The organism is Microbacterium sp. SORGH_AS_0505, from assembly GCF_030818715.1.
Taxonomy (GTDB): Bacteria; Actinomycetota; Actinomycetes; order Actinomycetales; family Microbacteriaceae; genus Microbacterium.
The window spans coordinates 1,585,811-1,608,868 of record NZ_JAUTAT010000001.1 but is presented as its reverse complement, the minus strand read 5'-3'; the positions used below and the strand labels follow the sequence as shown (position 1 = coordinate 1,608,868).

The 23,058-nt window shown below is 69.8% G+C and carries 26 protein-coding genes; 12 read left to right on the top strand and 14 right to left on the bottom strand.

Features of this window, described 5'->3' with window-relative positions:
• Positions 1–22 precede the first annotated feature (22 nt).
• The 3 genes from QE428_RS07880 (at position 23) to QE428_RS07870 (ending at position 2,603) form a co-directional block, all read left to right on the top strand.
• Positions 23–589 (top strand): TetR family transcriptional regulator, encoded by a 567-nt coding sequence (locus tag QE428_RS07880; protein WP_091351734.1) that lies wholly within the window; start codon positions 23–25, stop codon positions 587–589.
• A 20-nt stretch (positions 590–609) separates the two neighbouring features.
• Positions 610–1,092 (top strand): retroviral-like aspartic protease family protein, encoded by a 483-nt coding sequence (locus QE428_RS07875; protein WP_231916532.1) that lies wholly within the window; start codon positions 610–612, stop codon positions 1,090–1,092.
• 341 nt (positions 1,093–1,433) lie between these two features.
• The gene (locus tag QE428_RS07870; RefSeq protein ID WP_307467812.1) at positions 1,434–2,603 is read left to right on the top strand and encodes an RtcB family protein; all 1,170 of its coding nucleotides are present in this window, start codon (positions 1,434–1,436) and stop codon (positions 2,601–2,603) included.
• A gap of 53 nt (positions 2,604–2,656) precedes the next feature.
• Here the strand turns inward: QE428_RS07870 and QE428_RS07865 are convergent, their stop codons facing one another.
• The 5 genes from QE428_RS07865 to QE428_RS07845 form a co-directional block, all read right to left on the bottom strand.
• Positions 2,657–3,112, bottom strand: coding sequence for a hypothetical protein (locus tag QE428_RS07865; protein WP_307467811.1), 456 nt, complete (start codon positions 3,110–3,112; stop codon positions 2,657–2,659).
• A 385-nt stretch (positions 3,113–3,497) separates the two neighbouring features.
• Positions 3,498–4,112: a hypothetical protein gene (locus tag QE428_RS07860; protein ID WP_307467808.1), complete on the bottom strand. Its 615-nt coding sequence runs from the start codon at positions 4,110–4,112 to the stop codon at positions 3,498–3,500.
• Between the two features lie 173 nt (positions 4,113–4,285).
• Positions 4,286–5,116, bottom strand: a complete 831-nt coding sequence (locus QE428_RS07855; protein ID WP_307467806.1) for an aldo/keto reductase — start codon at positions 5,114–5,116, stop codon at positions 4,286–4,288.
• A 9-nt stretch (positions 5,117–5,125) separates the two neighbouring features.
• The gene (locus QE428_RS07850; RefSeq protein WP_307467803.1) at positions 5,126–5,692 is read right to left on the bottom strand and encodes a hypothetical protein; all 567 of its coding nucleotides are present in this window, start codon (positions 5,690–5,692) and stop codon (positions 5,126–5,128) included.
• Between the two features lie 10 nt (positions 5,693–5,702).
• The gene (locus tag QE428_RS07845) at positions 5,703–6,818 is read right to left on the bottom strand and encodes a hypothetical protein (protein ID WP_307467800.1); all 1,116 of its coding nucleotides are present in this window, start codon (positions 6,816–6,818) and stop codon (positions 5,703–5,705) included.
• A gap of 195 nt (positions 6,819–7,013) precedes the next feature.
• Between QE428_RS07845 and QE428_RS07840 the strand changes: the two genes are divergently transcribed.
• Genes QE428_RS07840 through QE428_RS07830 form a run of 3 tightly spaced genes read left to right on the top strand, consistent with a single transcriptional unit; the run spans position 7,014 to position 9,819 of the window.
• Positions 7,014–8,285 carry a histidine kinase gene (locus QE428_RS07840; RefSeq protein WP_307467797.1) on the top strand — a complete coding sequence of 424 codons (1,272 nt, stop codon included), beginning with the start codon at positions 7,014–7,016 and terminating at the stop codon, positions 8,283–8,285.
• Complete coding sequence (locus QE428_RS07835) at positions 8,273–8,965, top strand: response regulator transcription factor (protein WP_307467793.1); 693 nt, start codon at positions 8,273–8,275, stop codon at positions 8,963–8,965. Before QE428_RS07840 ends, QE428_RS07835 begins: the two co-directional genes overlap by 13 nt.
• The gene (locus QE428_RS07830) at positions 8,962–9,819 is read left to right on the top strand and encodes a hypothetical protein (RefSeq protein ID WP_307467790.1); all 858 of its coding nucleotides are present in this window, start codon (positions 8,962–8,964) and stop codon (positions 9,817–9,819) included. Before QE428_RS07835 ends, QE428_RS07830 begins: the two co-directional genes overlap by 4 nt.
• Before the next feature lie 85 nt (positions 9,820–9,904).
• Here the strand turns inward: QE428_RS07830 and aztD are convergent, their stop codons facing one another.
• From aztD to aztB, 4 genes are read right to left on the bottom strand one after another with little or no spacing between them, the layout of a single operon-like run.
• Complete coding sequence (gene aztD, locus QE428_RS07825; protein WP_307467787.1) at positions 9,905–11,083, bottom strand: zinc metallochaperone AztD; 1,179 nt, start codon at positions 11,081–11,083, stop codon at positions 9,905–9,907.
• Between the two features lie 23 nt (positions 11,084–11,106).
• Positions 11,107–12,003, bottom strand: coding sequence for a metal ABC transporter substrate-binding protein (locus QE428_RS07820; RefSeq protein WP_307467784.1), 897 nt, complete (start codon positions 12,001–12,003; stop codon positions 11,107–11,109).
• A complete protein-coding gene (locus QE428_RS07815) occupies positions 12,000–13,190 on the bottom strand; it encodes a hypothetical protein (RefSeq protein WP_307467782.1) in 1,191 nt (396 codons plus the stop codon). The genes QE428_RS07820 and QE428_RS07815 overlap by 4 nt, the downstream gene beginning before the upstream one ends.
• Entirely contained in the window at positions 13,187–14,032 is an 846-nt protein-coding gene (gene aztB, locus QE428_RS07810; RefSeq protein ID WP_307467779.1) for a zinc ABC transporter permease AztB, read from the bottom strand. Before aztB ends, QE428_RS07815 begins: the two co-directional genes overlap by 4 nt.
• A gap of 54 nt (positions 14,033–14,086) precedes the next feature.
• On the opposite strand from aztB, the gene aztA reads away from it, so the two are divergent.
• Genes aztA through QE428_RS07795 form a run of 3 tightly spaced genes read left to right on the top strand, consistent with a single transcriptional unit; the run spans position 14,087 to position 16,823 of the window.
• A complete protein-coding gene (gene aztA, locus QE428_RS07805; protein WP_307467776.1) occupies positions 14,087–14,779 on the top strand; it encodes a zinc ABC transporter ATP-binding protein AztA in 693 nt (230 codons plus the stop codon).
• Positions 14,776–16,458, top strand: a complete 1,683-nt coding sequence (pgi, locus tag QE428_RS07800) for a glucose-6-phosphate isomerase (protein WP_307467773.1) — start codon at positions 14,776–14,778, stop codon at positions 16,456–16,458. The genes aztA and pgi overlap by 4 nt, the downstream gene beginning before the upstream one ends.
• A gap of 5 nt (positions 16,459–16,463) precedes the next feature.
• Entirely contained in the window at positions 16,464–16,823 is a 360-nt protein-coding gene (locus tag QE428_RS07795; RefSeq protein WP_307467770.1) for a hypothetical protein, read from the top strand.
• A gap of 9 nt (positions 16,824–16,832) precedes the next feature.
• Here the strand turns inward: QE428_RS07795 and QE428_RS07790 are convergent, their stop codons facing one another.
• On the bottom strand, positions 16,833–18,056 hold the full coding sequence (locus tag QE428_RS07790; protein WP_307467766.1) for an HNH endonuclease signature motif containing protein: 1,224 nt from the start codon (positions 18,054–18,056) through the stop codon (positions 16,833–16,835).
• Positions 18,057–18,210: 154 nt separating this feature from the next.
• On the opposite strand from QE428_RS07790, the gene QE428_RS07785 reads away from it, so the two are divergent.
• Both QE428_RS07785 and QE428_RS07780 read left to right on the top strand, forming a co-directional pair.
• The gene (locus tag QE428_RS07785) at positions 18,211–18,843 is read left to right on the top strand and encodes a hypothetical protein (protein WP_307467763.1); all 633 of its coding nucleotides are present in this window, start codon (positions 18,211–18,213) and stop codon (positions 18,841–18,843) included.
• A gap of 320 nt (positions 18,844–19,163) precedes the next feature.
• Positions 19,164–19,535, top strand: coding sequence for a VOC family protein (locus QE428_RS07780; protein ID WP_091351716.1), 372 nt, complete (start codon positions 19,164–19,166; stop codon positions 19,533–19,535).
• 3 nt (positions 19,536–19,538) lie between these two features.
• On the opposite strand, the gene QE428_RS07775 is transcribed toward QE428_RS07780, so the two are convergent.
• Together QE428_RS07775 and QE428_RS07770 are read right to left on the bottom strand one after the other, a co-directional pair.
• The gene (locus QE428_RS07775; RefSeq protein ID WP_307467758.1) at positions 19,539–20,120 is read right to left on the bottom strand and encodes a hypothetical protein; all 582 of its coding nucleotides are present in this window, start codon (positions 20,118–20,120) and stop codon (positions 19,539–19,541) included.
• A 31-nt stretch (positions 20,121–20,151) separates the two neighbouring features.
• Complete coding sequence (locus QE428_RS07770; protein WP_091351714.1) at positions 20,152–20,703, bottom strand: helix-turn-helix domain-containing protein; 552 nt, start codon at positions 20,701–20,703, stop codon at positions 20,152–20,154.
• Between the two features lie 67 nt (positions 20,704–20,770).
• Here QE428_RS07770 and QE428_RS07765 point away from each other — a divergent pair, with 67 nt between their 5' ends.
• On the top strand, positions 20,771–21,694 hold the full coding sequence (locus QE428_RS07765; protein ID WP_307467752.1) for an NAD(P)/FAD-dependent oxidoreductase: 924 nt from the start codon (positions 20,771–20,773) through the stop codon (positions 21,692–21,694).
• Here QE428_RS07765 and QE428_RS07760 read toward each other — a convergent pair.
• Both QE428_RS07760 and QE428_RS07755 read right to left on the bottom strand, forming a co-directional pair.
• Positions 21,677–22,372: a YdeI family protein gene (locus QE428_RS07760; RefSeq protein WP_307467749.1), complete on the bottom strand. Its 696-nt coding sequence runs from the start codon at positions 22,370–22,372 to the stop codon at positions 21,677–21,679. The two genes, QE428_RS07765 and QE428_RS07760, sit on opposite strands and share 18 nt — an antisense overlap.
• A complete protein-coding gene (locus QE428_RS07755; protein WP_307467746.1) occupies positions 22,348–23,049 on the bottom strand; it encodes an NRDE family protein in 702 nt (233 codons plus the stop codon). The genes QE428_RS07760 and QE428_RS07755 overlap by 25 nt, the downstream gene beginning before the upstream one ends.
• Between the last annotated feature and the right edge of the window lie 9 nt (positions 23,050–23,058).

The following is a 23,058-nucleotide window of genomic DNA, read 5'->3' as shown; positions in this document are numbered from 1 at the left end:
GTGTCGTCACTATGCTGTCCGGATGGCCAGATGGGCACCGGACACCCGGGAACGACTGAGAGCGGCGGCGCTCTCGCTCTTCGAGGAGCGCGGTTACGCGGCGACCACCGTGCCCGACATCGTCGACCGGGCCGGTGTGACGCGTCGCACGTTCTTCCGCCACTTCAGCGACAAGCGCGAGGTCTTCTTCGACGACGACGAGATCCCGCAGCGCGCGACCCGCATGATCGCCGAGGCGACGCGGGACGCGCAGCCGATGCAGGTAGTGATCGACGGTCTCCGGGTGCTGGCGCGCGAGCGTTTCGAGCCCCGGCGTGCCGAGATGCGCTTCGCCCGTCGGGTGATCGCGTCCGAGCCGGCGCTGCGCGAACGGGACCTGCGCAAGCAGGCGGATCTGCGGGACGCCATCCGGGAGGGCTTCCGCCGTCGCGGCGAGGACGAGGCGACGGCGGCGGCGATCGCCGGAGTCACCGTCGAAGCCCTGCAGGCAGCACTGGAGGCATGGGCATCCGAGCCCGCGGGCGCCTCTCTGACCGATCACCTCGACGAGGTGCTCCGCCGGATGCGGGCGCTGCTGCAGTCGCTCTGAGCGGTCATTAAGGTGATGCCGTGAGCACCGTCATCCCGCTCGACCTCGATGCCGATCCGGACCTGCCCGACGCGATCGCGGTGCGGGTGGTGGCCGAGATCGACGGCACGATCCACAGCCTCATCGTCGACACCGGCGGCGCGCGCAGCGGCCTCGTCGACGGTCCGCTCACGGCCGGGCTCGAGCGGCTGACACCGCAGGACCCGGGCGGCGGCGGGGTCTTCTCCCGGGCCGGGTCGACAGAGCGCGTCACCGCGCGTGAGCTGCGCATCGGCGACCTCGTGATCGAGCGGCCGGTGCTCGACCTCGAACCGAATCCCGCCGCACCCTCGCTGCTCGGGCTCGATGTGCTGCGTCGGCTGGTGGGGCTACCTCGCCTGAGCTCTACCCCACGCGGGAGCGACGGTCGGCGGCATCCTCGCTTCCGTGGCGCGCGGCCAGCCGCACGACCCAGTAGATCCCCCAGACGATCAACGCGATCATCAGGACCACTCCGAGGATGATCAGGAGATGCCAGCCGACGAGTCCACCCATGCGGCCACCCTGCCACACGACGCAGGCATGCGCACGATCGACCTTTGACGCGACACGCCCGGGCCGCTAACGTAGCAAGGCTGTGCCGACCGGCACGGCGAGAACCCGGAGGACGCCATGACCACGCAGCAGCGTGATCTGCTCCAGCGGAACGAGACCAAGGTCCCGTTCCGCTACGAGCCGTACCCTCCGGCGCGCGCCGTCTGACGCCATCACCGTCCGACGCCCCGCACCGCACAGGTCCGGGGCGTCGTCTCGTGTGGTCCTCTCCGCACGAAGGCTCCCGGGCCCTCCACGAAGGAAAGGAACCATGGAGAAGCTCTCGAACAGGCTGCTGTCGTGGGCGAGCATCATCGACGAGAAGACCGTCGAACAGGCTCGCACCTCGTCCCGCATGCCGTTCATCCACCCCCATCTGGCGCTCATGCCGGATGCGCACCTCGGCAAGGGGGCGACCGTCGGCTCGGTCATCCCGACGCTGGGGGCCATCATGCCGGCGGCCGTCGGCGTCGACATCGGATGCGGCATGATCGCCGTCCGCACGCAGTTCACCAAGGCGCAGCTCGTCTCTCGTGACCTGACGACGCTCCGGCAGCAGATCGAGCGGGCGGTCCCGCTGTCGGCGGGCCATGACAACCGGACCATCGTCCTGACCGCTGAGCCGCGCATCGCCGAGCTGGAGGAGCTCGCGGCCAAGAACGACTTCGACCCGGCGTCATACGCGGGTCACTGGCGGAACCAGCTCGGCTCGCTCGGGTCGGGCAACCACTTCATCGAGATCTCGGTTGACGAGGCCGACGCGGTCTGGATGTTCCTCCACTCCGGTTCGCGGGGCGTGGGCAACAAGATCGCCATCCACCACATCGGCGTGGCGCAGCGGCTCGCGACGCAGTGGTGGATCGACCTGCCCGATCGGGACCTCGCCTACCTGGCGGAGGGCACGGACGAGTTCTGGTCGTACATCCGGCAGCTGAGGTGGGCGCAGCACTTCGCGCTGCTGAACCGTGAGGAGATGATGGACCGGGTCGCCCGGCAGCTGTCCGAGACGATGGGCGAGGACGTGATCGAGCAGGAGCGGATCAACTGTCACCACAACTTCACCGAGCGCGAGAAGCACTTCGGCAAGGAGGTGTGGGTGTCGAGGAAGGGCGCCATCCAGGCGGACAAGGGTCGGCCCGGTCTCATCCCGGGATCGATGGGCACGGCGTCGTACGTCGTCTCGGGACTCGGCAACCCGCTCTCGCTCAACTCCTCCCCGCACGGCGCTGGTCGCGAGTACTCGCGGTCGGCGGCGCGGCGCACCTTCACGCACGAGCAGCTGCGGGAGGCCATGACGGGCATCGAGTTCCGGGACACGGACGCGTTCATCGACGAGATCCCGCAGGCCTACAAGCCGATCGACCGGGTGATGTCCGACGCCGGTGATCTCGTCGAGATCCGCCACACGCTGCGCCAGCTCGTCAACGTGAAGGGCGACTAGACCCAGGCGGCTGCGGCATCCGAAAGATGGATGCCGCAGCCGCCTCCTACTGGTCAGCCGAGCGCGTGCGCCTCCGCCCGCGACAGCGACAGACCGCCGTCGCCGAGCGACCTGTACGTGTCGCCGTCGAGCTCGAAGGCCCCCTGATCCTCGCCGACGATGAAGGCAGGCGCGTCGGGAGGGGTCTCGAGGAAGAGCAGGGTCGGTACTCCCGCGGTCAGAGAGGCGACGTTCGCAAAGACGTAGTGGACACCGTCGAGGGTCCCACCCATCTGCGCGACGTCGATGGAGTCCCCCACCTCTGCGTCACCGTCGTGGACGGCGATCACCGATGCTTCGTACACCGTGATCGCAAGGGCCCCGTCCCCGGGAACCGGCGTCTCGTCCGTGCCGGCGAAGGGGTTCAGCCTGGGGTCAACGCCGCTGTACTCCGGCATGAGGACGTCGTTGCGCGGTCCGCTGAGCTCGACCTCGACGATCAGATCGGCCTCGGACCGCAGCGCCTCCACCGACTCCTACCTCTCGTAATCGACCCCCGACGTCGCACTTTCCACGGGTGCCGCGGAGCACCCCGCAAAGAGGGTGGCGCTGGCCACGACGACCAATCCGGCCAGCGCGCGGATCGGTGGTCGCGGACGCCGGGGCCGCGGCATCCGTACAGCGAAGCCGATGGCGAGCGCCGTCGACACCGCGGCGAGTACGTACCCGAGGACGACGGGTGCCGCCACGATCGCGGCGGCACCGCCCGGCAGCCCTACTGACTGTTCCCGCATGCTCATCCCCCGATGCCGTCCGCGATGCATCGAACGTTAGCGCCGTCGGTCACCGCTGCCAACGACCCCTGATTGCTCAGCGCTCGAAGGGGTGCCCCATGAACGAGAAGGACGAGGAGTGCTAAGGCCGTCCGCAGGGTTCGGTCTCCGTTCCGCACATCAACGCATTCAGAGGCACCACGAGCTCGTGCGGCGCACCACCCACGGAGTAGCGAACAGAGATCCCCTTCCACCCACCGCCCTCAGGCCCGGTGGCCTCGAGTCCGATGACGATCTGTTGCACCCCTCCCCGTGAGCCGCACGCATAGGTGAACTGTGCCCCCTTGGCAGCGACGAAGGTCACGTCGTCTGACATCGGGGGCGGATATCCCGTTGCAGATATCACGCCGCCCGCTGGTGATGGGGCGGATAGCACGAGCGGCGTCAAATCGATGACGCTTCCCACCTTCTCAACGGGCTCGACGGCGATGATCTTCGCCTCGGCACCGTCCACCATGCACACATCAACCCCGAAGACGGTCCTCGGCTCACTCTTCGTCCACCACGAGACGCCCGTCACCCAATTCGGTTCTGGAGAGCCGGACGTGTCCTCGAGGCCGACCCTCATCGGCTGAGATTCGCTCGGGCGCACCTCGGCCGCCGTGCACCCCATGAGGGCCGCCAGCATCACGGTGCCCATCACGATGACGCCCCGCCTCATACGGCCACGACCAGCCCTCGCCACCACCGCGGCCACGGCCCCATGACGAACCGTGTGCTTGTCACCATCCTCATTTCCCCCAGACATACCGAGTGATCAGTCGGAGCGCCACGCCGCACGCGAACGCTAACGCGGGGCGCGAGGTGGCGTCTGTAGGCCGTTCGGCGGACAGAGCGGAGGTTGCGCCGCTTCCGGCGGGGCGACGCCCTTTACATCTCCTCGTGGGTTTCGGGGTCGCCGTCCCACAGCCGGCCGCGCTCGAGGGCGGAAATCGCCGCGATCTCGTCGTCGGTTAGCGAGAAGCCGAACACGTCGGCGTTCTCGGCCTGGCGGGTGGGGTCGGCGGACTTCGGGATCGGGGTGGTCCCCAGCTGCACGTGCCAGCGGAGCACGACCTGGGTGGGCGTGACGCCGTGGGCGGCGGCGGCATCCGTTACGACCTGCTCGCTCAGGAGCTCGGACCGCCGCGCGAGGGGGCTCCAGCTCTCGGTGCGGATGCCCTGCGAGGCGTGGAACGCGCGCAGGTGCGCCTGGGGGAAGTAGGGGTGCAGCTCGACCTGGTTCACCGCGGGAACGACGCCGGTCGCCTCGATGATCCGGGCGAGCATCGGCTCGGTGAAGTTCGAGACGCCGACCGATCCGACGCGTCCCTCCTTCCGCAGGTCGACCATCGCGCGGTAGGTGTCGACGTACTTGTCGACGCTCGGGTTGGGCCAGTGGATGAGGTACAGGTCGAGGCGCTCGAGCCCGAGGCGCTCGAGCGAACCCTCGGCGCTGCGACGCGTCTCGTCGTAGCCGTGGTCGCGGCCGGGGACCTTCGTCGTCACGATCAGGTCGTCGCGGATGCCGCTTCGCCGGACGGCCTCGCCGACCTCGCGCTCGTTCTCGTAGTTGACCGCCGAGTCGAGCAGCCGGTAGCCGCCCTCGATCGCCGCGACGATCGACTGCGTGCCCTCCTCACCGCGCAGGTTGTAGGTGCCGAGACCGAGCTGGGGGAACGCGGTGCCGTCGTTCAGCGAGACGGTGGGGATGGTGACCATCCCCTCACGTTACGCCCCGGTGCGCCACGGCGAGTCGCGCAGCCCTTCACGAATACGAGCGATTTCCTGAAGCGGCCCGCTGACGTTCTCGCCGATGTTTCCGGCCACCCACTTGAAGTACCGTTCAGCTTCGTTGAGCACGCCGGGAAAGAAGGTTGCCGGATCGACGACCGATGTTTCCGTGTTGATCGTGAGCAGTGTGGACCCACGAACCCGTCGGAGCAGGATGGGCGCGGGTTGCCCGGGGAAGCTCGTTTCCGCTGAACCGTCCTCGAGGAAGCTTCCGATCGCGGCGACCAAGTTCGACCAGACGCCCCCGACGCGATCCCACAGGTCCCCGGCGATCAGATCGCGGCCGTAGTGCTCCAGAGCAACGTAACCTTCGTCACCGTAGGGGTTCCGCCGGAGACGCTCCCGCCACAACGACGCCGCTCTTTCGGGCTCCTCATACACGCTCACTAGATAGGTCGGGTGGTTCTCTGTGAAGTCCTGAAGGTCCGTCACCGTGTGAGGGATGAGGATGAACGAGTTGCTCGCAACTGCCGAAGCCGACGAGTCAGAACTGATGGAGCTCATTGATCGATCCTCAACATGGGTAGAACTGGACAACACGGCCGTTCTGAATCGTCATCGTGTATTTCACTCCCTCGGCACTTCCGCTCAAGGTGAACGTCGAACCAGTTCCCTTGGACTTGCGCGTATTGGGCCACTGCTTCATAGCCACATGAACGAGTGCCTTGACATCCGCAACGCTCATGTTCGGGTTGAAGAACGTTTGCGTTGCCTTGGTAGAGCCGTCCCAATACTTGGGGTGGTGGCGCGTCAGAATGTGTCGGATTCCAGCTTTATCCAACTTGAACGTGTGCGCACCCGCTCGGAGCTGGAGCGTTGTGAAATTCTTCAGAGCATTCGTCACCGTGGACGCAGCAGCGGGTACGTACCGGACTGTCCGGCTGCCTACCTTCACCGTCACGTGAGCTGCAGCCTTGAGCGCGACGATGATGATCGGAATCCAGAACGGGTCCGCGACCACGGGATATGCGACGTCCGCACTTCGGTGATCTACGATCTGCACCAATGCGCTTCCGCGGAGTTCGTACCGCGTAGCGACCTCGGTTCCTGTCGCATCAACGGCCCACGGCGCCTCAAAGCCGCCCACGACGAAAGGCTCCGACCCGCCCTCGATGGCCTGTGTTATGTCGACGCTGCCATCCGCATTGAGTATCGCCTCCGCGCCATCCACAAGATCCAGCTCGTAGACAAACTCCTCTGGCGCGTCCGGTCCTTTGATCACCGTCAGTGCAGGCACGGAGGAGTCATCGGCGTTCACCTGCAACGCGAGATCGACTTCGTCGCCGGTCCGCACGTATGTCCCGTCGTCGAGGACCACGCCGCCGTCCGCGGACACTGGCAGCTGAAGTCCTTCCAGGGCTCCGTCGTCCACGCCCAAAACCTGTCCCAGAACGATGACCTTCGCAGAATCATCGCCAAAGACAACACCCCCGCCTCCGGTGGACTCAGCGATATCGGCGGTAATGGGTTGCTGCTCGGCTTCGAAGAGCGCGGCGTCAAGAACCTCTCGAAGCTCGTGTTCGTCATCGGGCGAAGTCGTAGACCCTGCGGCCGACACACTTGTGGACAGAACGAGGGCAGCCGCAACTGCAACCGCCGTAGCTGTGCGAGGCAGGAAAGCTCTGATCATGAGTAGAAGTCATCAGTCCCGATCCGGCTGCCTACCCGCCCGACGGGCTCCGAGCGCGACCTGTTCGGCGAGGGACGCGCGAGGCCTACGCGCGCGGCGTCTCCGACGGCGTCGCTCAGGCTGGGGGATAACCCGAAACGAGGTCTCCGGTCGGCCCCGATGTGAGGGGCGGACCCCGCCCCTAGCGTGGGTGACATGACTTCCGACACCTCCTCGCCGCCCCGACGGCTGCGGCCGCTGCGGCGCCTCGGCGCGCTCGCGCAGCTCGCCGCCGTCGCCCTGGTGGGCATCGGCATCCTGACCACCGTCCTCACCCTCTTCGGCACCGGTGTCGGACTCGCGCTCGTGTTCGGCATCGGCATCCCCCTGATGATCGCCGCCGTCTACCTCGCGTGGGCCGGCGCCTGGCTCGAGCACGAGCGCGCCGAGGGGCTGTACGGTCACGGCATCCCCTCGCTGGCGATCCGCACGAGCGGCCAGCCGGGCTTCCGCGGATTCCTCCGCACACTGTGGCTCCAGTTCATCGACGGGGCGATGTGGCGCGGCATCGGCAGCTTCGCGATCGCCGCCGTGCTCGGCTGGATCGTCATCGGCGCCACGTCCGCCGTCGTCACCGGGATCGGCCTCGCCGTCTCGCCTCTCGGCGGCGCCGCAGGCGGGCGGGTACCGGTTCTCGGCATCCCGGTCACGGGCGGCTGGGCGGTTGCCGGCGGCATCCTCGCGGTCCTCGTGAGCCTCGGCATCCTGTTCGGCATCTCGCTCCTCGACGACCTGCTCACCCGGTCGATCCTCGTCCCGTCGCGCGAGGCCGTCCTCGCCGAGCAGGCGCGGACCGCCGGGGCGCAGCGGGCCGGTGCGGTGCGGGCCAGCGAGGTCGAGCGCACCCGCATCGAACGCGACCTGCACGACGGCGTCCAGCCGCGGCTCGTCTCGGTCGGGATGACCTTGGGGCTCGCGCAGCAGAAGATCGACTCCGACCCGGTCGCGGCGAAGGCGCTGATCGATGAGGCGCACACCTCGACGAAGGCGGCCATCACCGAGCTCCGCCAGCTTGCCCGCGGCATCCACGCGTCGGTCCTCGACGACCGGGGACTGGATGCCGCCCTCTCGGCCCTCGCGGCACGGTCCCACGTCCCCGTCGCCCTCGACGTCCGTCTCGACGAACGCTGCAGCGCGACGTCGGAGGCGGCCGTCTACTTCGTCATCGCCGAGTCGCTCACGAACGCCGCCAAGCACGCCCGCGCCACCGAGGTGCGCGTCGTGGTCCGAAGCCGCGGTGACGCCGCTACCGGCCGCCTCATCTGGGCGCGCGTCGAGGACAACGGCATCGGCGGCGCACGCGTGCTGCCCGGCGGCGGTCTCGACGGGATCATGAACCGGGTACTCGCCGCCGGCGGCACCGCGACGCTCGACAGCCCGACCGGCGGGCCGACCGCTCTGGAGGTGACGGTCCCGTGCGCATCCTGATCTGCGAGGACTCGACGCTCCTTCGCGAAGGCCTGGTCCGCGTGCTCGAGGACGCCGGTCACACCGTGGTCGCCGCCCTCCCCCACGCCGACGGCATCGTCGACACGGTCATCGAGACCGCGCCGGAGCTCTGCATCCTCGACGTCCGACTGCCGCCGACGTTCACCGACGAAGGCATCCAGGCGGCGCTGACGCTGCGGGCGCAGCATCCCACCCTCCCCGTGCTGGTGCTCAGTCAGTACGTCGAGGAGCGCTACGCGAGCGACCTCATCACCGGCCAGAACGCCGCCCTCGGATACCTGCTGAAGGACCGCGTGGCCGACGTGAAGGATTTCCTCGACTCAATCGACCGGATCGCCGCGGGCGCCACGGTCCTCGACCCCGAGGTCGTCGCTCAGCTGCTGACGCGCCGGGCACGGGACGAGCGGATGTCGCGCCTCACCGACCGGGAGCGCTCCGTCCTCGCGCTCATCGCCGAGGGGAAGAGCAACGCAGCGATCGCCGCCGCCCTCTTCGTCTCGGAGGCGAGCGTCGAGAAGTACATCACCTCGCTCTTCCAGAAGCTCGGCCTCGAACAGGACGAGCACGGCAACCGACGGGTGCTCGCGGCACTCGTCCACCTCGAACACGGCACACCGCCCGCCACCGGGCATCCCGATCAGAACGGAACACTCCGATGAGCATCGACCTCACTCCCCCGCCGACGGCTCCCGCCTCGCCGGAGCAGCAACCGCCGCGACAGCCCACCCGCTCGTCCGCCCAGATCGTGTCGATCATCGCGATGAGCGTCGGCGGCCTGCTTCTCCTCGGCACGCTCGTCTCGGGCGTCGGCTCGATCGCCTGGGCGGCCACCGATCGCGGCGAGGGCGGCCGCACGGCCGACGCGGCGGGGGTCACGGGCCTGTCGCTCGACGTCTCGGCCGGCCACCTCGTGGTCGAGTACGCCGACGTCGACGAGGCGATCCTCACCGTCGACGGGAACCGCGACTGGACGCTCGAACGACGCGGCGAGACCCTCTCGCTCTCGAACTCGCGCCCGTGGTGGGCACTGCAGGTGGGCTTCGATCCGACGGAGAACCGGGCCACGCTGACCCTCCCCGCGGCGATGGCGGACGAGAAGCTGGCTGCCGACTTCGACGTCGCCGCGGGATCGATCACGGCCGACGGGACGTACGGCCGCCTCGACGTCTCGGTCGGTGCGGGTGACGCCACCGTGACGGGCACCGCCGACGATGTGTCGGTCGATGTCAGCGCGGGCGATGCCGACGTCACGATCGACGGCGCGCAGCGCGCGAACCTGACGATCGGCGCGGGTCAGATCACTGCCGACCTCCGCGGCGACTCCCTCGACGCCGTCCGTGTGGACGTCAGCGCGGGCACCCTCCTGGCATCGCTCCCCGACGAGGCCTACCGCGTGACGTCCGACGTCTCCGTCGGGACGTTCGACAACCGCCTGCAGACCTCGACGAGCGCCAGCCGCACCATCGACGCCCAGGTCTCCGCCGGCACGGCCACCCTCCGCCCCGGCGAGTAGCCGTCACGCACCGCGAGCCGACGCGAAGTGCGCTCCCGAAAGCAGGGAGCAGCACTTCGCGTCGGCTCGACGACGTGCGGGGGCGTCAGCCGACGACGGCGATCTCGTTCGGGACGTGGTCGAGCTTCACGGTCTTCGCGATCTCGTCGGTCGTCAGGTCGACGACGACGATCTCGCTGTCGGCGGGGTCGGTGACGTACGCGAAGTTACCCGCGACCTTGACCGACGGGTGAGGGTCCTGCCACTCGGCCGGGCCCTCCCACGGGTCGACGACGGACAGTGACGAGACGACCTCACCCGTGGCCGGGTCGATCGTGTGCAGCTTGCCGTCGGTACCGATCAGGACGGCCTCGTCGTCCGGGCCGCGGCCGACGCCGCGGTAGGTGTACTCGACACCCTCGGGGAGCGCGACCTTCTCGAGCGTGTTCTCGTCCGTGTCGATCAGGGTGATGTTGCGGAGGAGGTACCCCTCGGCATCCGGGTCGTCCTTGTAGTCCATGACGACGAGCGGGCTGTCCTCGGAGACGTACGCGTTGCCCATACGGCCGTACTCGTCGGGCGACGTGAGCTTCGAGATCTTTCCGTCCTTCACGACGAGGGCGCCGTTCTCGCAGCCGAACACGAGGGTCTCCTCCTTCGCAGTCCCCTCGCCGTGGACGCCGGGGCACTCGTCGTTGGCCGCGATCTCGTTGCGGTCCTCGTCGAGGACGCGGATGCCGGTGCGCCCCGACTCGTCGCCGACGGTCGTCAACAGGGTGCCGTCCTCCAGCTCGACCGAGACGCCGTGGTGCGCCGTGACGCCGGGGATGACCTCGGCCTTCGGGAGCGCATCGCTCGTCTTCGCCAGTTCGGCGGAGTCGAAGATCGTCGTGTCGCTCGTCGCGTCGTCGTACAGAACGGTCCTGCCCGCGTGCGACACGACGTGACCCGCGGCAGCGGCAGGAACGACGAGGTCGGTCAGCTCGGGCTGCTGAACGTCCAGCAGCTGGAACCCCTTCGACGTGGTCACCATCACGTGGCGGCCGTCGCCGGCCGAGTTCAGCCGGATGAAGTCCTCGGAGTCGAACTCGCCGAGGTTCCCGTAGTCGTCACCGCCGAGGACGAGCACGCCGCCCTCGTAGGCGACCGCGACGCGCGGTCCGGCCGGTGCGGTCTGCGCGGCGCTGCCGGCGGGGTCGGATGCCGGCTGCTCGGCGGACGCGCAGCCCGCGAGTATCAGGGCAGCGCCGCCCGCCAGGGCGGCGAACTGCAGGGTCTTCTTCATGGGTTTCCTTTCCAGGGAATGCCTCATGGGGTGAGGCCGTCGGCGATGCTCTGCAGGTTGCGTCGCATCATGTCGAGGTAGGTGCCGCCCGGCGAGCCCTCCGGGGCGAGCGATTCGGTGAACAGCGAGACGACGTCGACGTCGCGGCCGGCTTCGTCGGCGAGAACCCGCATGAGCCGGTCGGGCTGCGAGGAGTCGGCGAAGATCGTCGTCACGCCGGCCTCGTCGATCGCGTCGACGAGGCCCTGCAGGTCGGCGGCGCTGGGAGCGGCGAGGGTCGTGCCCCCGGGGATCGCGGCGCCGAGGATCCGCACGTCGTAGCGCCGCGCGAGGTAGCCGAAGACGTGATGGTTCGTGACGAGCGCGCGGTGCTCGGCGGGGATCGCGCCGAGGGTGTCCGCCATGTCGGCATCCAACGCGTCGAGCTCGTCGAGGTACGTCGCGGCCGCGTCGTCGACGACGGATGCCTCGACCCCGTCGATGCGCGCGAGTTCGGGCGCGAGCGCCTCGACGACCCGGGCCGTCTGCGTGGGGTCCGTCCAGAAGTGCGGGTCGACGGCATCCGTGTCGACGTAGTCGAGCGGGTCGATGTGGTCTCCCGCGACGAACGAGGCGACCCCGTCCGCGACCGCGGCGTCGACGTGGTGCTGCACGCCCTCTTCGAGCCCGAGCCCGTTGGAGACGAGGAGGTCGGCGGTGCGGATGGTCGCCGCCTCGCGGGCCGACAGCTCGAACGAGTGCGGGTCGCTGCCGCGGGGCATGAGCGTGACGACATCGACCTGGTCGCCGACGAGGTTCGCCGTGATGTCGCCGAGCAGGTCCGTCGTGACGACGACGGTCGGTCGGTCGGGACCTGCGGCGGCGCAGCCGGTCAGGGCGGCGACGGCCGCGAGCACGACCGCGGCGAGCGCCCGCCTCATCGGCCGGTCTCCGCGACGAAGGCGGGCGCGTCGGCCTCGAACGTGCGCGCGATGCGCGCGGAATCGGCGTGGTCGATCTCGAACATCACGTTCTCGGCGGGTCCGTTCAGGTAGGTGCGGTTCGCGTCGATCTGCAGGGTCACGCCCGCCGCGAGGACGGGATCTGCGAGGGATGCCGCCACGAGCGGCTCCGTGCGGGCGAGAGCCTTGCCGCTCTCGCCGTCGATCACGAGGACCTCGCCCTTCTCCGTGAGAGCGACCACGTGCTGGTCGGCATCGTCGACCGCCGCGACACGGGCGAGAGGTTCGCCGGCGTCGATCCGGGTCCACGTGCGTTCGCGGGTGTCGAGCAGCCAGAACGCGTCGCCGTCCGTGGCGCCGGCGACGGTGGGACGGCTCTCGCGTGCCGCGAACGACAGCGCGCGGGCCTGGGCGCCGTCGGGGTACGGGATCCGCTCGAAGGCGGTGCCGTCGGCATCCGTCACCGCCAGGATCGCGCCGTCGGCGCACCCGACGACCACGCCGACGTTCGTGACGATCGAGCCCGCGGGGTCGGTGCAGGGCACGGTCTCGATCTCGGCGCCCGCCGCATCGACGTGCCGGAGACGGTCGGCATCCGTCACGAGGGCGCCCGTCGGGAGGGGGACGACCATGCCGGGGCCTGCGGGAACGTCGAGGCGGAAGCGCTCTTCGATGCGTCCCTTCTTGAGCGCGTCGAGGTCGAGGAGCACGGCCTCTCCCCCGTCGAACCGGACGCCGGCGCCGAGGTCGCTCGCGACGACGGTCGGCTCGCCGTCACCGGCGAGGTCGCCGAGCACGGCCGCGGGAGCCTCGTAGTAGTGGAAGTGGTCGACGTGGTTCCACGTCCAGACGCCGCTGTCGACGACTCCGACGCCGCCGTCGCGCCCCGCATAGAGGAAGCGGCCGTCGGTCTCGAGCGAGGTCGGCGGGGTGATCTCACCGAGGGTCTCGCTCGTCTCGTCGAGGAGGTCGAGGTGGTGGATCTCACCGGCCGGGGTGACGCTCGTGAGGTGCAGCGCGGGTTCGGCGAGCTCGGCCGCGCCCGCGATGGCGCCATGGCCGTCGCCTGTCGGTTCCGGGGCGGTGGCAGGGGCCGGGGCCGACTGGCAGCCGGCGAGGGAGAGCGCGAGTACGGGCACGAGGGCGATCGGGACGCGGCGGTTCATGCGGTCCTTTCGTCGAGGGCGGGGCGGGTGGGACGGACGAGGGCGCGGATGCCGGTGGACACCGCGCCGGAGCAGATCGCCGTGAAGGCGACGGTGGCTCCCGCGGCGGTGCCGAGGTGCCACGAGAGGACGAGCCCGACGGCGACGGCAGCGGTGCCGATGAGCGCTGCGAGCGCCATGGTCGGCACGATGCGTCGTGTCCAGGCGCCGGCAGCGACCGCGGGACCGAGGAGCATGCCGACCACGAGGAGCGATCCGACCGCCTGATAGGCCGAGACGACCGCGAGGGTGACGAGCCCGACGAGCAGGATGTGCGCGAGGCGGGGCCGGAGGCCGAGCAGCTGCGCCTGTCGAGGGTCGACGGCGAGGGCGACGAAGGAGCGGTGGCCCGCGGCGGCGACCAGCAGGGTCACGACTGCCGCGAGGGCGAGGAGCACGAGGTCGCCCCGCTCGATCGCCAGGATGTCGCCGAAGAGGATGGCCGAGGCATCCGTCGCGAAGCTGCGCGAGGCCGAGATGACGATGACGCCGAGCGAGAGGCTCGCGACGAAGAGGAGGCCGATACTCGTGTCGGCCGAGAGCCGTCCGCGACGCTGGAGGGCACCGACGCCGACCGACATCGCGGCGGCGCTGACAGCGGCGCCGGCGACGGGCGGGAAGCCGGTGAGGGTGGCGATCGCGATTCCGGGGAGCATGCCGTGAGCCATCGCCTCGCCGAGGAAGGCCATTCCTCGGAGGACGACCCAGGTGCCGACGACGGCGCAGACGACGGCGACGAGGGCGCCGCCGATGAGGGCGCGCTGGACGAAGGCGACGGCGAACGGATCGAGGAGGACGGACACGGTGCCCGACTGTACACGTAATTGAGAACGGTTTTCATTTGCAATAATGGCCGGATGCCGCACCCCGAAGAGCCCGTCGTCCGCCTGCGCGGCGTCCGCGTCGACCTCGAGGGCCACCGCGCGCTCGACGGGGTCGACCTCGACGTGCACGCCCGACGACTCACCGCCGTCGTCGGCGCGAACGGGTCGGGGAAGTCGACGCTCGTCTCGGTGCTCGCCGGACTCCGCGCACCCACGTCGGGGTCGGTGCAGCGGCGCCCCGGCACCACCGTCGCCCTCGTCGCGCAGCACACCGACGGCAGCGCGCGCCTGCCGCTCACCGTGACCGACCTCGTGACGATGGGCCGGTGGCGTGAGCGCGGCGCGTTCCGCCCGCTGCGGCGCAGCGACCGGGACCGCGTCGCCGAGGCGATCGACGCGGTCGGGCTGGCGCGGCTCGCCAGGCGTCCGCTCGGCGCCCTCTCCGGCGGTCAGCGGCAGCGGGCGTTCGTCGCGCAGGCCCTCGCGCAGGACGCGGATCTGCTGCTGCTCGACGAGCCGACGAGCGGTCTCGACGACGCGTCGCGGCGGGCCGCGGCATCCGCTCTGCGCGTCGCGACGGGCAGGGGCGCGGCGGTCGTCGTCGTGACGCACGACCTCGGCGAACTCGGGGAGGTCGATGAGGTGGTGACACTGGCGGAGGGCCGGGTCGGCGCGTCTGTCATGCGTGGACGGAGCCTCGAGAACGTGAGTAGCGTTGAGGGGTGACCAACGCTCCGATCGATGCCACCACCACGTCCGCCTGGGCTGAACTCGAGTCGCTGAAAGCCGGCTTCACCCCTGATCTGCGCGGCTGGTTCGCGGCAGACCCGGAGCGCGTTGCGAAGCTGACGCACGACGTCGCCGACCTGCACGTCGACCTGTCGAAGAACCTCGTGACCGACGAGATCGTCGCCGCCCTCGTGCGCCTCGCCGAGCAGACCGGCGTCGCCGAGCGGTACGCCGCGATGCTCGCGGGCGAGCACATCAACACGACCGAGGACCGTGCGGTCCTGCACACCGCCCTCCGCCGTCCCGCCGACGCGACGCCGTCGCTGACGGTCGACGGCCAAGACATCGACACCGATGTGCAGGGGGTGCTCGACGCGATGGCGGAGTTCGCCGGGCGGGTGCGCTCGGGCGAGTTCACCGGCATCACCGGCAAGAAGGTCGAGACGGTGGTCAACATCGGCATCGGCGGGTCGGACCTCGGTCCTGTGATGATCTCGGCGGCACTCGAGCCGTATGCGGATGCCGGCATCTCAGCGCGCTTCGTCTCCAACATCGACCCGTTCGACATCGCGTCGAAGACGAAGGACCTCGACCCCGAGACGACGCTGTTCATCGTCGCCTCGAAGACCTTCACGACGCTCGAAACCCTGACGAACGCTCGTCTCGCCCGTGACTGGCTGTGGGAGGGCCTCGCGTCGGCGGGGGCGATCGACGGCAGCGACGAGCAGAAGAAGGATGCCGTCGCCCACCACTTCGTGGCCGTCTCGACCGCGCTCGACAGGGTCGCGGACTTCGGCATCGACACCGCGAACGCGTTCGGCTTCTGGGATTGGGTGGGCGGCCGGTACTCGGTCGACTCGGCGATCGGTCTGTCGCTCGTGATCGAGTTCGGACCCGACACGTTCCGCGAGCTGCTCGCCGGCTTCCACGCGGTGGACGAGCACGTGCGGACGACGCCGCTGGCCGAGAACGTGCCGGTCCTGATGGGCCTGCTGAACGTCTGGTACACGAACTTCCTCGGCGCGCAGTCGCACGCGGTGCTGCCGTATGCGCAGCAGCTGAGCCGGTTCGCCGCCTACCTGCAGCAGCTGACGATGGAGTCGAACGGCAAGTCGGTGCGGTGGGACGGCTCGCCCGTCACGACCGACACCGGCGAGGTGTTCTGGGGCGAGCCCGGCACGAACGGGCAGCACGCGTTCTACCAGCTGATCCACCAGGGCACGCGGCTGATCCCCGCGGACTTCATCGCCTTCGCGAACCCCGCCTACGCACTGACGGACGGCGACCGGGACGTGCACGGGCTGTTCCTTGCGAACTTCCTCGCGCAGACGAAGGCGCTGGCGTTCGGCAAGACGGCCGAGGAGGTCGAGGCCGAGGGCACGACCGGTGCGCTGGTCGCGGCCCGCACGTTCCCCGGCAACCGTCCGACGACGTCGATCTTCGCGCCGTCGTTGACGCCGCGGGTGCTGGGCGAGCTCGTCGCGCTGTACGAGCACATCACCTTCACGCAGGGCGTGATCTGGGGCATCAACTCGTTCGACCAGTGGGGTGTGGAGCTCGGCAAGCAGCTCGCCATGCAGATCGCGCCGGCGATCGAGGGCGACAGCGACGCGTTCGAGTCGCAGGATGCCTCGACCAAGGCGCTCCTGGAGTACTACCGCGACCACCGGGCCTGAGGCTCGTGACGCGTCTCGAGGTCGAAGTCGGTGGGTGGGAGCGCGATTGCTGCGGCCCCGAACTCGTCCGGTTCACGCCTGTGGAATGGACTGTCATCCCCGCGGCTGACGGTCCCTTCGTCGAGACGCATCACGGCCTGGAGGAGTCGGAGGGCCTGAAGGTCATCGAGGTCGCCGGCACGATCGTGGAGTTGGAGGCCAGCGATCGTGATGGTTCCCGCATACCGATCACGCGTATCCCCAGCGGACGCGCCTTGCTCGGGATGGACGAAGAAGACGCAGGCGACGTGATCGAGATGTACACCGACCGCATCGTCGACGTGTCGGACGACGATTTCATCGTGACCGTTGACGTGCAGGACTGACCGTCGGTCCTAGAACGGTGGTGGGTCGGTGGTGAACTGCGGGATGCGTCGTTCGGGCTTTACGAGGTAGATCCGGCCGGCGGGTGAGGTCCATTCGAGTGCGCCGCCGGGTTGGGCTGTGAGCTGCCAGTCGGTGTGGTGTTTGAGGGTGTGATGCCCGCGGCAGAGGGGCGCGAGGTTGGTGGCGTCGGTGTGTCCGCCGTGGTGCCAGTCGACGGTGTGGTCGATGTCGCACCGATCCGCCGGGATCCCGCAGCCGGGTGCCATGCACCGGGCGGCCCGCCACGCGACGAGCCGGCGGAGGTCCGCGGGCGGTCGGTACTGCTCGCGTCCGACGGAGAGGACGACCCCGGTTTCGGGGTGGGTGAGGACCCGCATCCACCCGGATGCCGCCCCGCACAACTCCCGGGCACGGTCCAGGGGGATGGGTCCGACGCCGTCGACCTGCGCGGCAGGGCCATCGCCGGTGAGGAGGGTCAGGGCGGGCACGGTGATCGCGACCGTCGGACGGATCCCTCGTGCGGCGTCGGGGAGGGACGATGTCTCGCCGTCGATGAGGAGGTCGCCGAACACGTCGGCACGCTTCTGGTCGATCGTGCGCTCATCGTCGAGAGTTTTCGCAATAGCGGTCAGCCGCCCGTGGATCGCGTGGGCCTCCACGGCCGGGAGGTGGGCGGTCAGCCACGCCATCCCATCCACGCCGGGCTCCACACGCACATGCCGGTGGGTGACGGCATCCGCGTGCCGTTCCGCGATGGTCACCTCACGTTCCCGGTCGACAAGACGTCGCACCGCCCGCCGGAACGGCCCCGTCGGCATCTCCTCAGCCAGAGTGAGCACCTCCGACGTCAGCTCATCCCGGACGGTCTCGAGTTGGTCGAGGCCGTCGACGATGATCGTCGCGTGCGTGTCGGTGATCGCGGCGCGGCTCATCGCCTCCCACACGGCCGGGTACCGCTTCACCAACGCGCGTCCGAGGCCCATCAACCGGCCGGCGGCGTGGTCGGTGACCCGGAGCGCCGCCGCGACCTCCAGGCGCACCGACCGTTCCACGAGCAACGACGCACCCTCATCCCGGTTCGCGGCGCGGATCGCGTCATCCCACAACTCGACGATGCACCGGTAGCGCTGCGCCGCGTGGATGGTGGCCATGTCCGCGCTCATCACGACCCAGTCCAGGGTCGTCGGGATCCCCTCGGGAACCTCGTCGATGAAGGGAGCTGAACTGGACATAGTCCCAGACTAGAGGGGGGTTCCGACATCGCTTTTCGACGCCCGGCGACCACCGGCATCCACTCTCCTCGCCTGACACGAAGGACCGAAGTCCACATATTCTCCGACCGGCGAGCGCCCCGTCGCTGACCAGGCGACCCGGTAGCGTGCAAGCATGCGCGGACGCAGACTGACCTGGACCATAGGCGGCACCGGACTGATCGCATGCGGCGTGGCGGGCATCCTGCTGAGCGCGACCCTGGGCACATCGCTGACTGACGTGCTGGCGTTCTCGGTCGACCTGCTCTGGGCGGCAGCGGTCCTCGTCTTCGCGATCGGCACCTCCTCGCACGACAGCGTCGTCGCTCGTCGTCCGCTCGGGATGATCACGCTCGCGCTCGTCGCCGTCTGCCCCCTCCTGGTGCGGGGCGTCGGCCTCTTCCAGAACCCGGACGACCCCGCGCCCCTGATCCCGTGGGAGGTCACGACGTTCGTCCCGCTCGCACTCAGCCTCATCGCCGTCGTGCAGATCGGCCGCGCGGACGTGGCGCCGAAACGCTGGCGCTGGGCTCCCGCCGTAGCCCTCGCCGTCTCGCTCGCATGCGACGCGCTGAGCATGATCATCGTCGCGGGTGCGGACCAAGCCACGGCGGTCCAGTTCGTCGGACTCTCATCCGCACTCGGCGTGATTGGATTCCTCGTCCGCACTCTCGGGCTCGGGGTCGTCGCCCTCCTCGCCGTCGCGTCGGAGCGACCGGCATCCGTTCCCGTCTTCTCGTCGCCCTCGGACCCCGCGCCGGGCGCCTGACCCTTCGCCTGCCGTCACGCGGAGATCCGCGTTCGCGAGGACGGCGAGACTGCACGTGGGGCTCGAGACCGCGGCCCCGCATCGCGGTCTCGCCGCATACGTGCAGTCTCGCCGCCCGATGGGCTCGCCCACCCGGACCGCCCGCCGCCGAGCGGAGATCCGCGTTCCCGAGGACGTTCGGAGCGCACAACCTCCGCTCGAACGCAGATCTCCGCGCGAGCGCAGCCCCGTGCGAGAACAGCATGGCCCGGCACCGTCCCCCTGGACAACCGCCGCCGAGAGCGCGACCCTGGTCGCATCCCCGGACGAAGGAGACGGCCATGTTCCAGAACGACGGCGCGTACAGCGGCTTCGCGGTCGACGACCTCGATGCGGCGCGAGCGTTCTACGCCGACACTCTCGGCCTCGAGGTGTCGACACTCGACAGCGGCTTTCTGCAGCTGCACCTCGCCTCAGGCGCGACAGTGCTCGTTTACGGCAAGCCGCACCATGAACCCGCGAGCTTCACGATCCTGAACTTCCCGGTCGACGACGTCGATGCCGCGGTCGACGACCTGAACGCGAAGGGCGTCGAGACCGCGATCTACGACGACATGCCCACCGACTCGAAGGGCGTCATGCGGGGCCACGGCCCGACCATCGCGTGGTTCCGCGACCCCGCTGGCAACGTCCTCGCCGTGCACGAGCGCTGAGAATCAGGGCTCCCAGAACCCGACCGCGCAGAGCAGCCGCGTCTCGTCGTCGGCACCCGCCGGCGGATCGATGGCGGGGGGGAACACGCCCCACTGGCGCCACTCGTCGGCGTGCGGCACGACGTTCTCGTTCAGCCCCGCGATGAGCTCGGGAGACAGGTGGAACGGGATGCCGAGATGCTTGGCGATCAGCCACGCCTGGAACGCGCGATACGTCGCCAGGTGCGCGAACCCCTCCTCGGCGGAGTAGTCGCCGTACTGGAACCGGAACACGGTCCCCGGCTCGACGCCGTCGCGCACCGCAGCCGCCGCGGTGTCATTCAGACGGCCGTAAGACGCGATCGGATCCTCGCCGAGAAGGTCGGCGTTCCGGAACTCGTCGCCGTCGGCGGGCGACTTCCCGGCGAGCACATCGGGGATCCACGCCTCGTCGTACGCGTGGGCGAAGACGATGTCGAGGAACGTGGGATCGGGAGTGGACGTCCACTCCTTCGGGGCCGGCTTCGACAGGTCGGCCGGGTCGATGCGATCGATGACGGAGCGCAGCGCGGCATCCGCTTCGAGAAACAGTTCATCGGTTCTCATGCCGACACCGTACGACCGCCCGCCGACACTGTCACGAGCCGTGCACGTGGATGCGCTCGCCCGATGCGCTGAAGATGCTCACCACCTCGGCCGGACCGTCGTCGGTGGCGCTGATGCTGTGCGGCAAGCCCGTGTCGAACTCCGCCGCCTCCCCCGCGCCGATCCGGTGCTCCTCGCCGTCGAGCATCAGCCGGATCGTGCCGCTCAGCACGTAGAACCACTCGACCCCGTCGTGCACCTTCGGCGCCGGAGCGGCGGATGCCGCGGCGTAGCGGATCTTGTAGGTCTGCACCGGCGAGTGCTCGAGGGTCAGCGGCGCGACGACCATGCCGTGCCGACGCTCGGTCGCACGGCGCACCCGCGGGTCGACGGGCTCGCCGCGCACGAGGTCATCGAGACGCAGATCGAGGACCGACACGAGCGGCAGGAGCAGTTCGAGGGATGCCTGTCGTCGCCCCGCCTCGAGACGGGACAGCGTGCTGATCGACATCCCCGCCTTCTGCGCGAGGTCGGCCAGCGTCCAGCCGCGCTGCTGGCGCGCCGCGCGCAACCGCGGCCCCACTCGGGTCAGATCCGTCGTCATGACCTCGAGTTTGCCATTTCCGCAAAGACATTTGCCGTGACGACGACCGGCGAGGCACCGTGGAGCCATGACAGACACCCTTTACGACGCCGTCATCGTGGGCAGCGGCACCGCCGGACTCAGCGCCGCGCTGATGCTCGGGCGCGCACGCCGCCGCGTGCTCGTGATCGATGCCGGCGCTCCCCGTAATCGCTTCGCCGCGCACATGCACGGCGTGCTCGGCCACGACGGGCGCTCCCCCGCCGAGCTCCTGCGCATCGGCAGGACCGAGGCGGAGGCGTACGACGTCGAGTTCCTCGACACGACCGTCACCTCGATCGACGATGCCGGCGACCACCTCGCCGTCACCTACGACGGCGGCACGCTCGCCGCACGCGGCGCTGTCCTCACGACCGGCGTCGTCGACGACCTCCCCGACGTCCCGGGCCTGCGCGAGCAGTGGGGCCGCGGCGTGATCCACTGTCCGTACTGTCACGGTTACGAGGTCGCCGGGCGCCGTCTCGGCGTGCTCGCCACCTCACCCGCGAGCCTGCATCAGATCGAGCTCGTTCGACAGTGGAGCGACGACGTCACAGCCTTCACCGCAGGTCTCGGCGAGATCGACGACACGGTCACCGCACGCCTGGCGAGCCGCGGCATCCGCCTCGTCGACAGGCCGGTCACAGAGCTTCGCGCCGAGGACGACGTGGTGTCCGCAGCGATCACGGCGGACGGCACCGCGCACCCGATCGACGCGCTGTTCACCGCGCCGACGCCGCGCCTGCACCTGGACTACGCGGCGAACCTCGACCTCGCCGTGTCGACCGAGCCCGGCGAAGGCCTCCGCGTCGACATGCGCGGCGCAACGAGCCATCCGCGCGTCTTCGCCGCCGGCAACGTCGTGACCCCGTTCGGCAACGTCCCGCTCTCGATGGGCCAGGGCTCGATGGCCGGCGCCGGCCTCAACGCGGCGCTCGTGATGGAGGACGCCGCGTCAGCCCTGCGCAGCTGAGGCGGCCGCCGCGGCGCGGGCGAGCCACGCCGGCGGTTCGCCGTACCGCTGGAACGGCACGAGCCTGCCCGCCGCGCAGTCCTCGACCAGCGTCGCGAGCCGGTCGATGCGGGTCTGCTCGCGCTTGGCGCTCTGCAGCCAGTTCGCCACGGCACGGCGGTACGACGGGGTCGCTTCGTCCCAGAACGCCCGAGCGGCCGGGTTCGCGGCGAGGGATGCCGCCTGCTCGGGCGTGAGCTCGTTCCGCTGCTCGTGCGAATAAACGCCTGTCAGATCGGGGGTCCGCCGCTCGAAGGCGGCTAGCCCGGCGGGATGCATCCGCCCCTCGGTCTGCAGCCGCTCGATGTGCGCGATGTTGACGGCGCTCCAGATCGACCGGGACTTCCGCGGCGTCCAGCGCTGGATGCGGGCGCCGTCGCCGATGCCGCGGCTGACGGAGTCGATCCAGCCGAACCGCAGCGCCTCGGGAACCGCGTCGGCCCACGTCAGACCCAGCCGCGGATCGCCCTTCCGGTAGAAGACCGTCCACACCTCGACAGCCGTCTCGTGGTGGGCTTCGAGCCAGTCGCCGAACTCCGCCGCCGAGGCGAAGAAGATCGGGTCGGATGCCGGTTCCACCATGGTCGCGACGGTACCACCGGCATCCGACGCGGTCAGCGCAGCTGCAGGCTGTTCCACGCCCCGGGCTCGTCGAACTCGCCGTAGACGACCTCGGCTCCGCTCGCGGAGACCGATCCCGCGCAGACGAGGAGTGACAGCGTCGGGTAGCCGTGGGGGCGGTTGTCGCGGATGATGGCGCGGTCGTCGGTCGGTTCCAGCGCCGTGGTGCGTTCGAGCGCGCCGAGCCATTCCGCGATCCAGTCGTCTCCCGACGGCGCCGCGAACGCGTCGTGCCAGGCGACGATGCGCGCCGTCTTCGGGTCGTCGACGTCGTCGTGCGCGATCATGTGGACGCCCGGGGCGAGATCGACTGCGCGTACCGACTCGCCGTCCCACATCGAGACGCGGGCGCGACCCGGCGTGACCGTCAGCAGGTTGAAGCCGTGCGTCGGCGGCGCGTCGGACAGCCCGCGTCCGGCCGCCGCGTCGAGCACGATGTGCCCGCGGGAGCCGGTCGCGAGCGAGTCGTCGATGAGGTCGGCCCGGTTGAGCACGACGGCGAGGCGGGATGCCGACGGGTCCGCCGCCAGCCACGCGCCGCCCGCGCGGGTGTCGCGCACGCCGATCACCCCGGGAAGGTCGGGCCACCACGGCCCGAGCGGATCCCACGCACGGGCGGGATCCTCGTCGCGGACGGCCAGGACGCGGATCGCCGCCGTGGCGTCCTCGGGAACGTGGACGATGACGGTGCACATCGTTCCGGC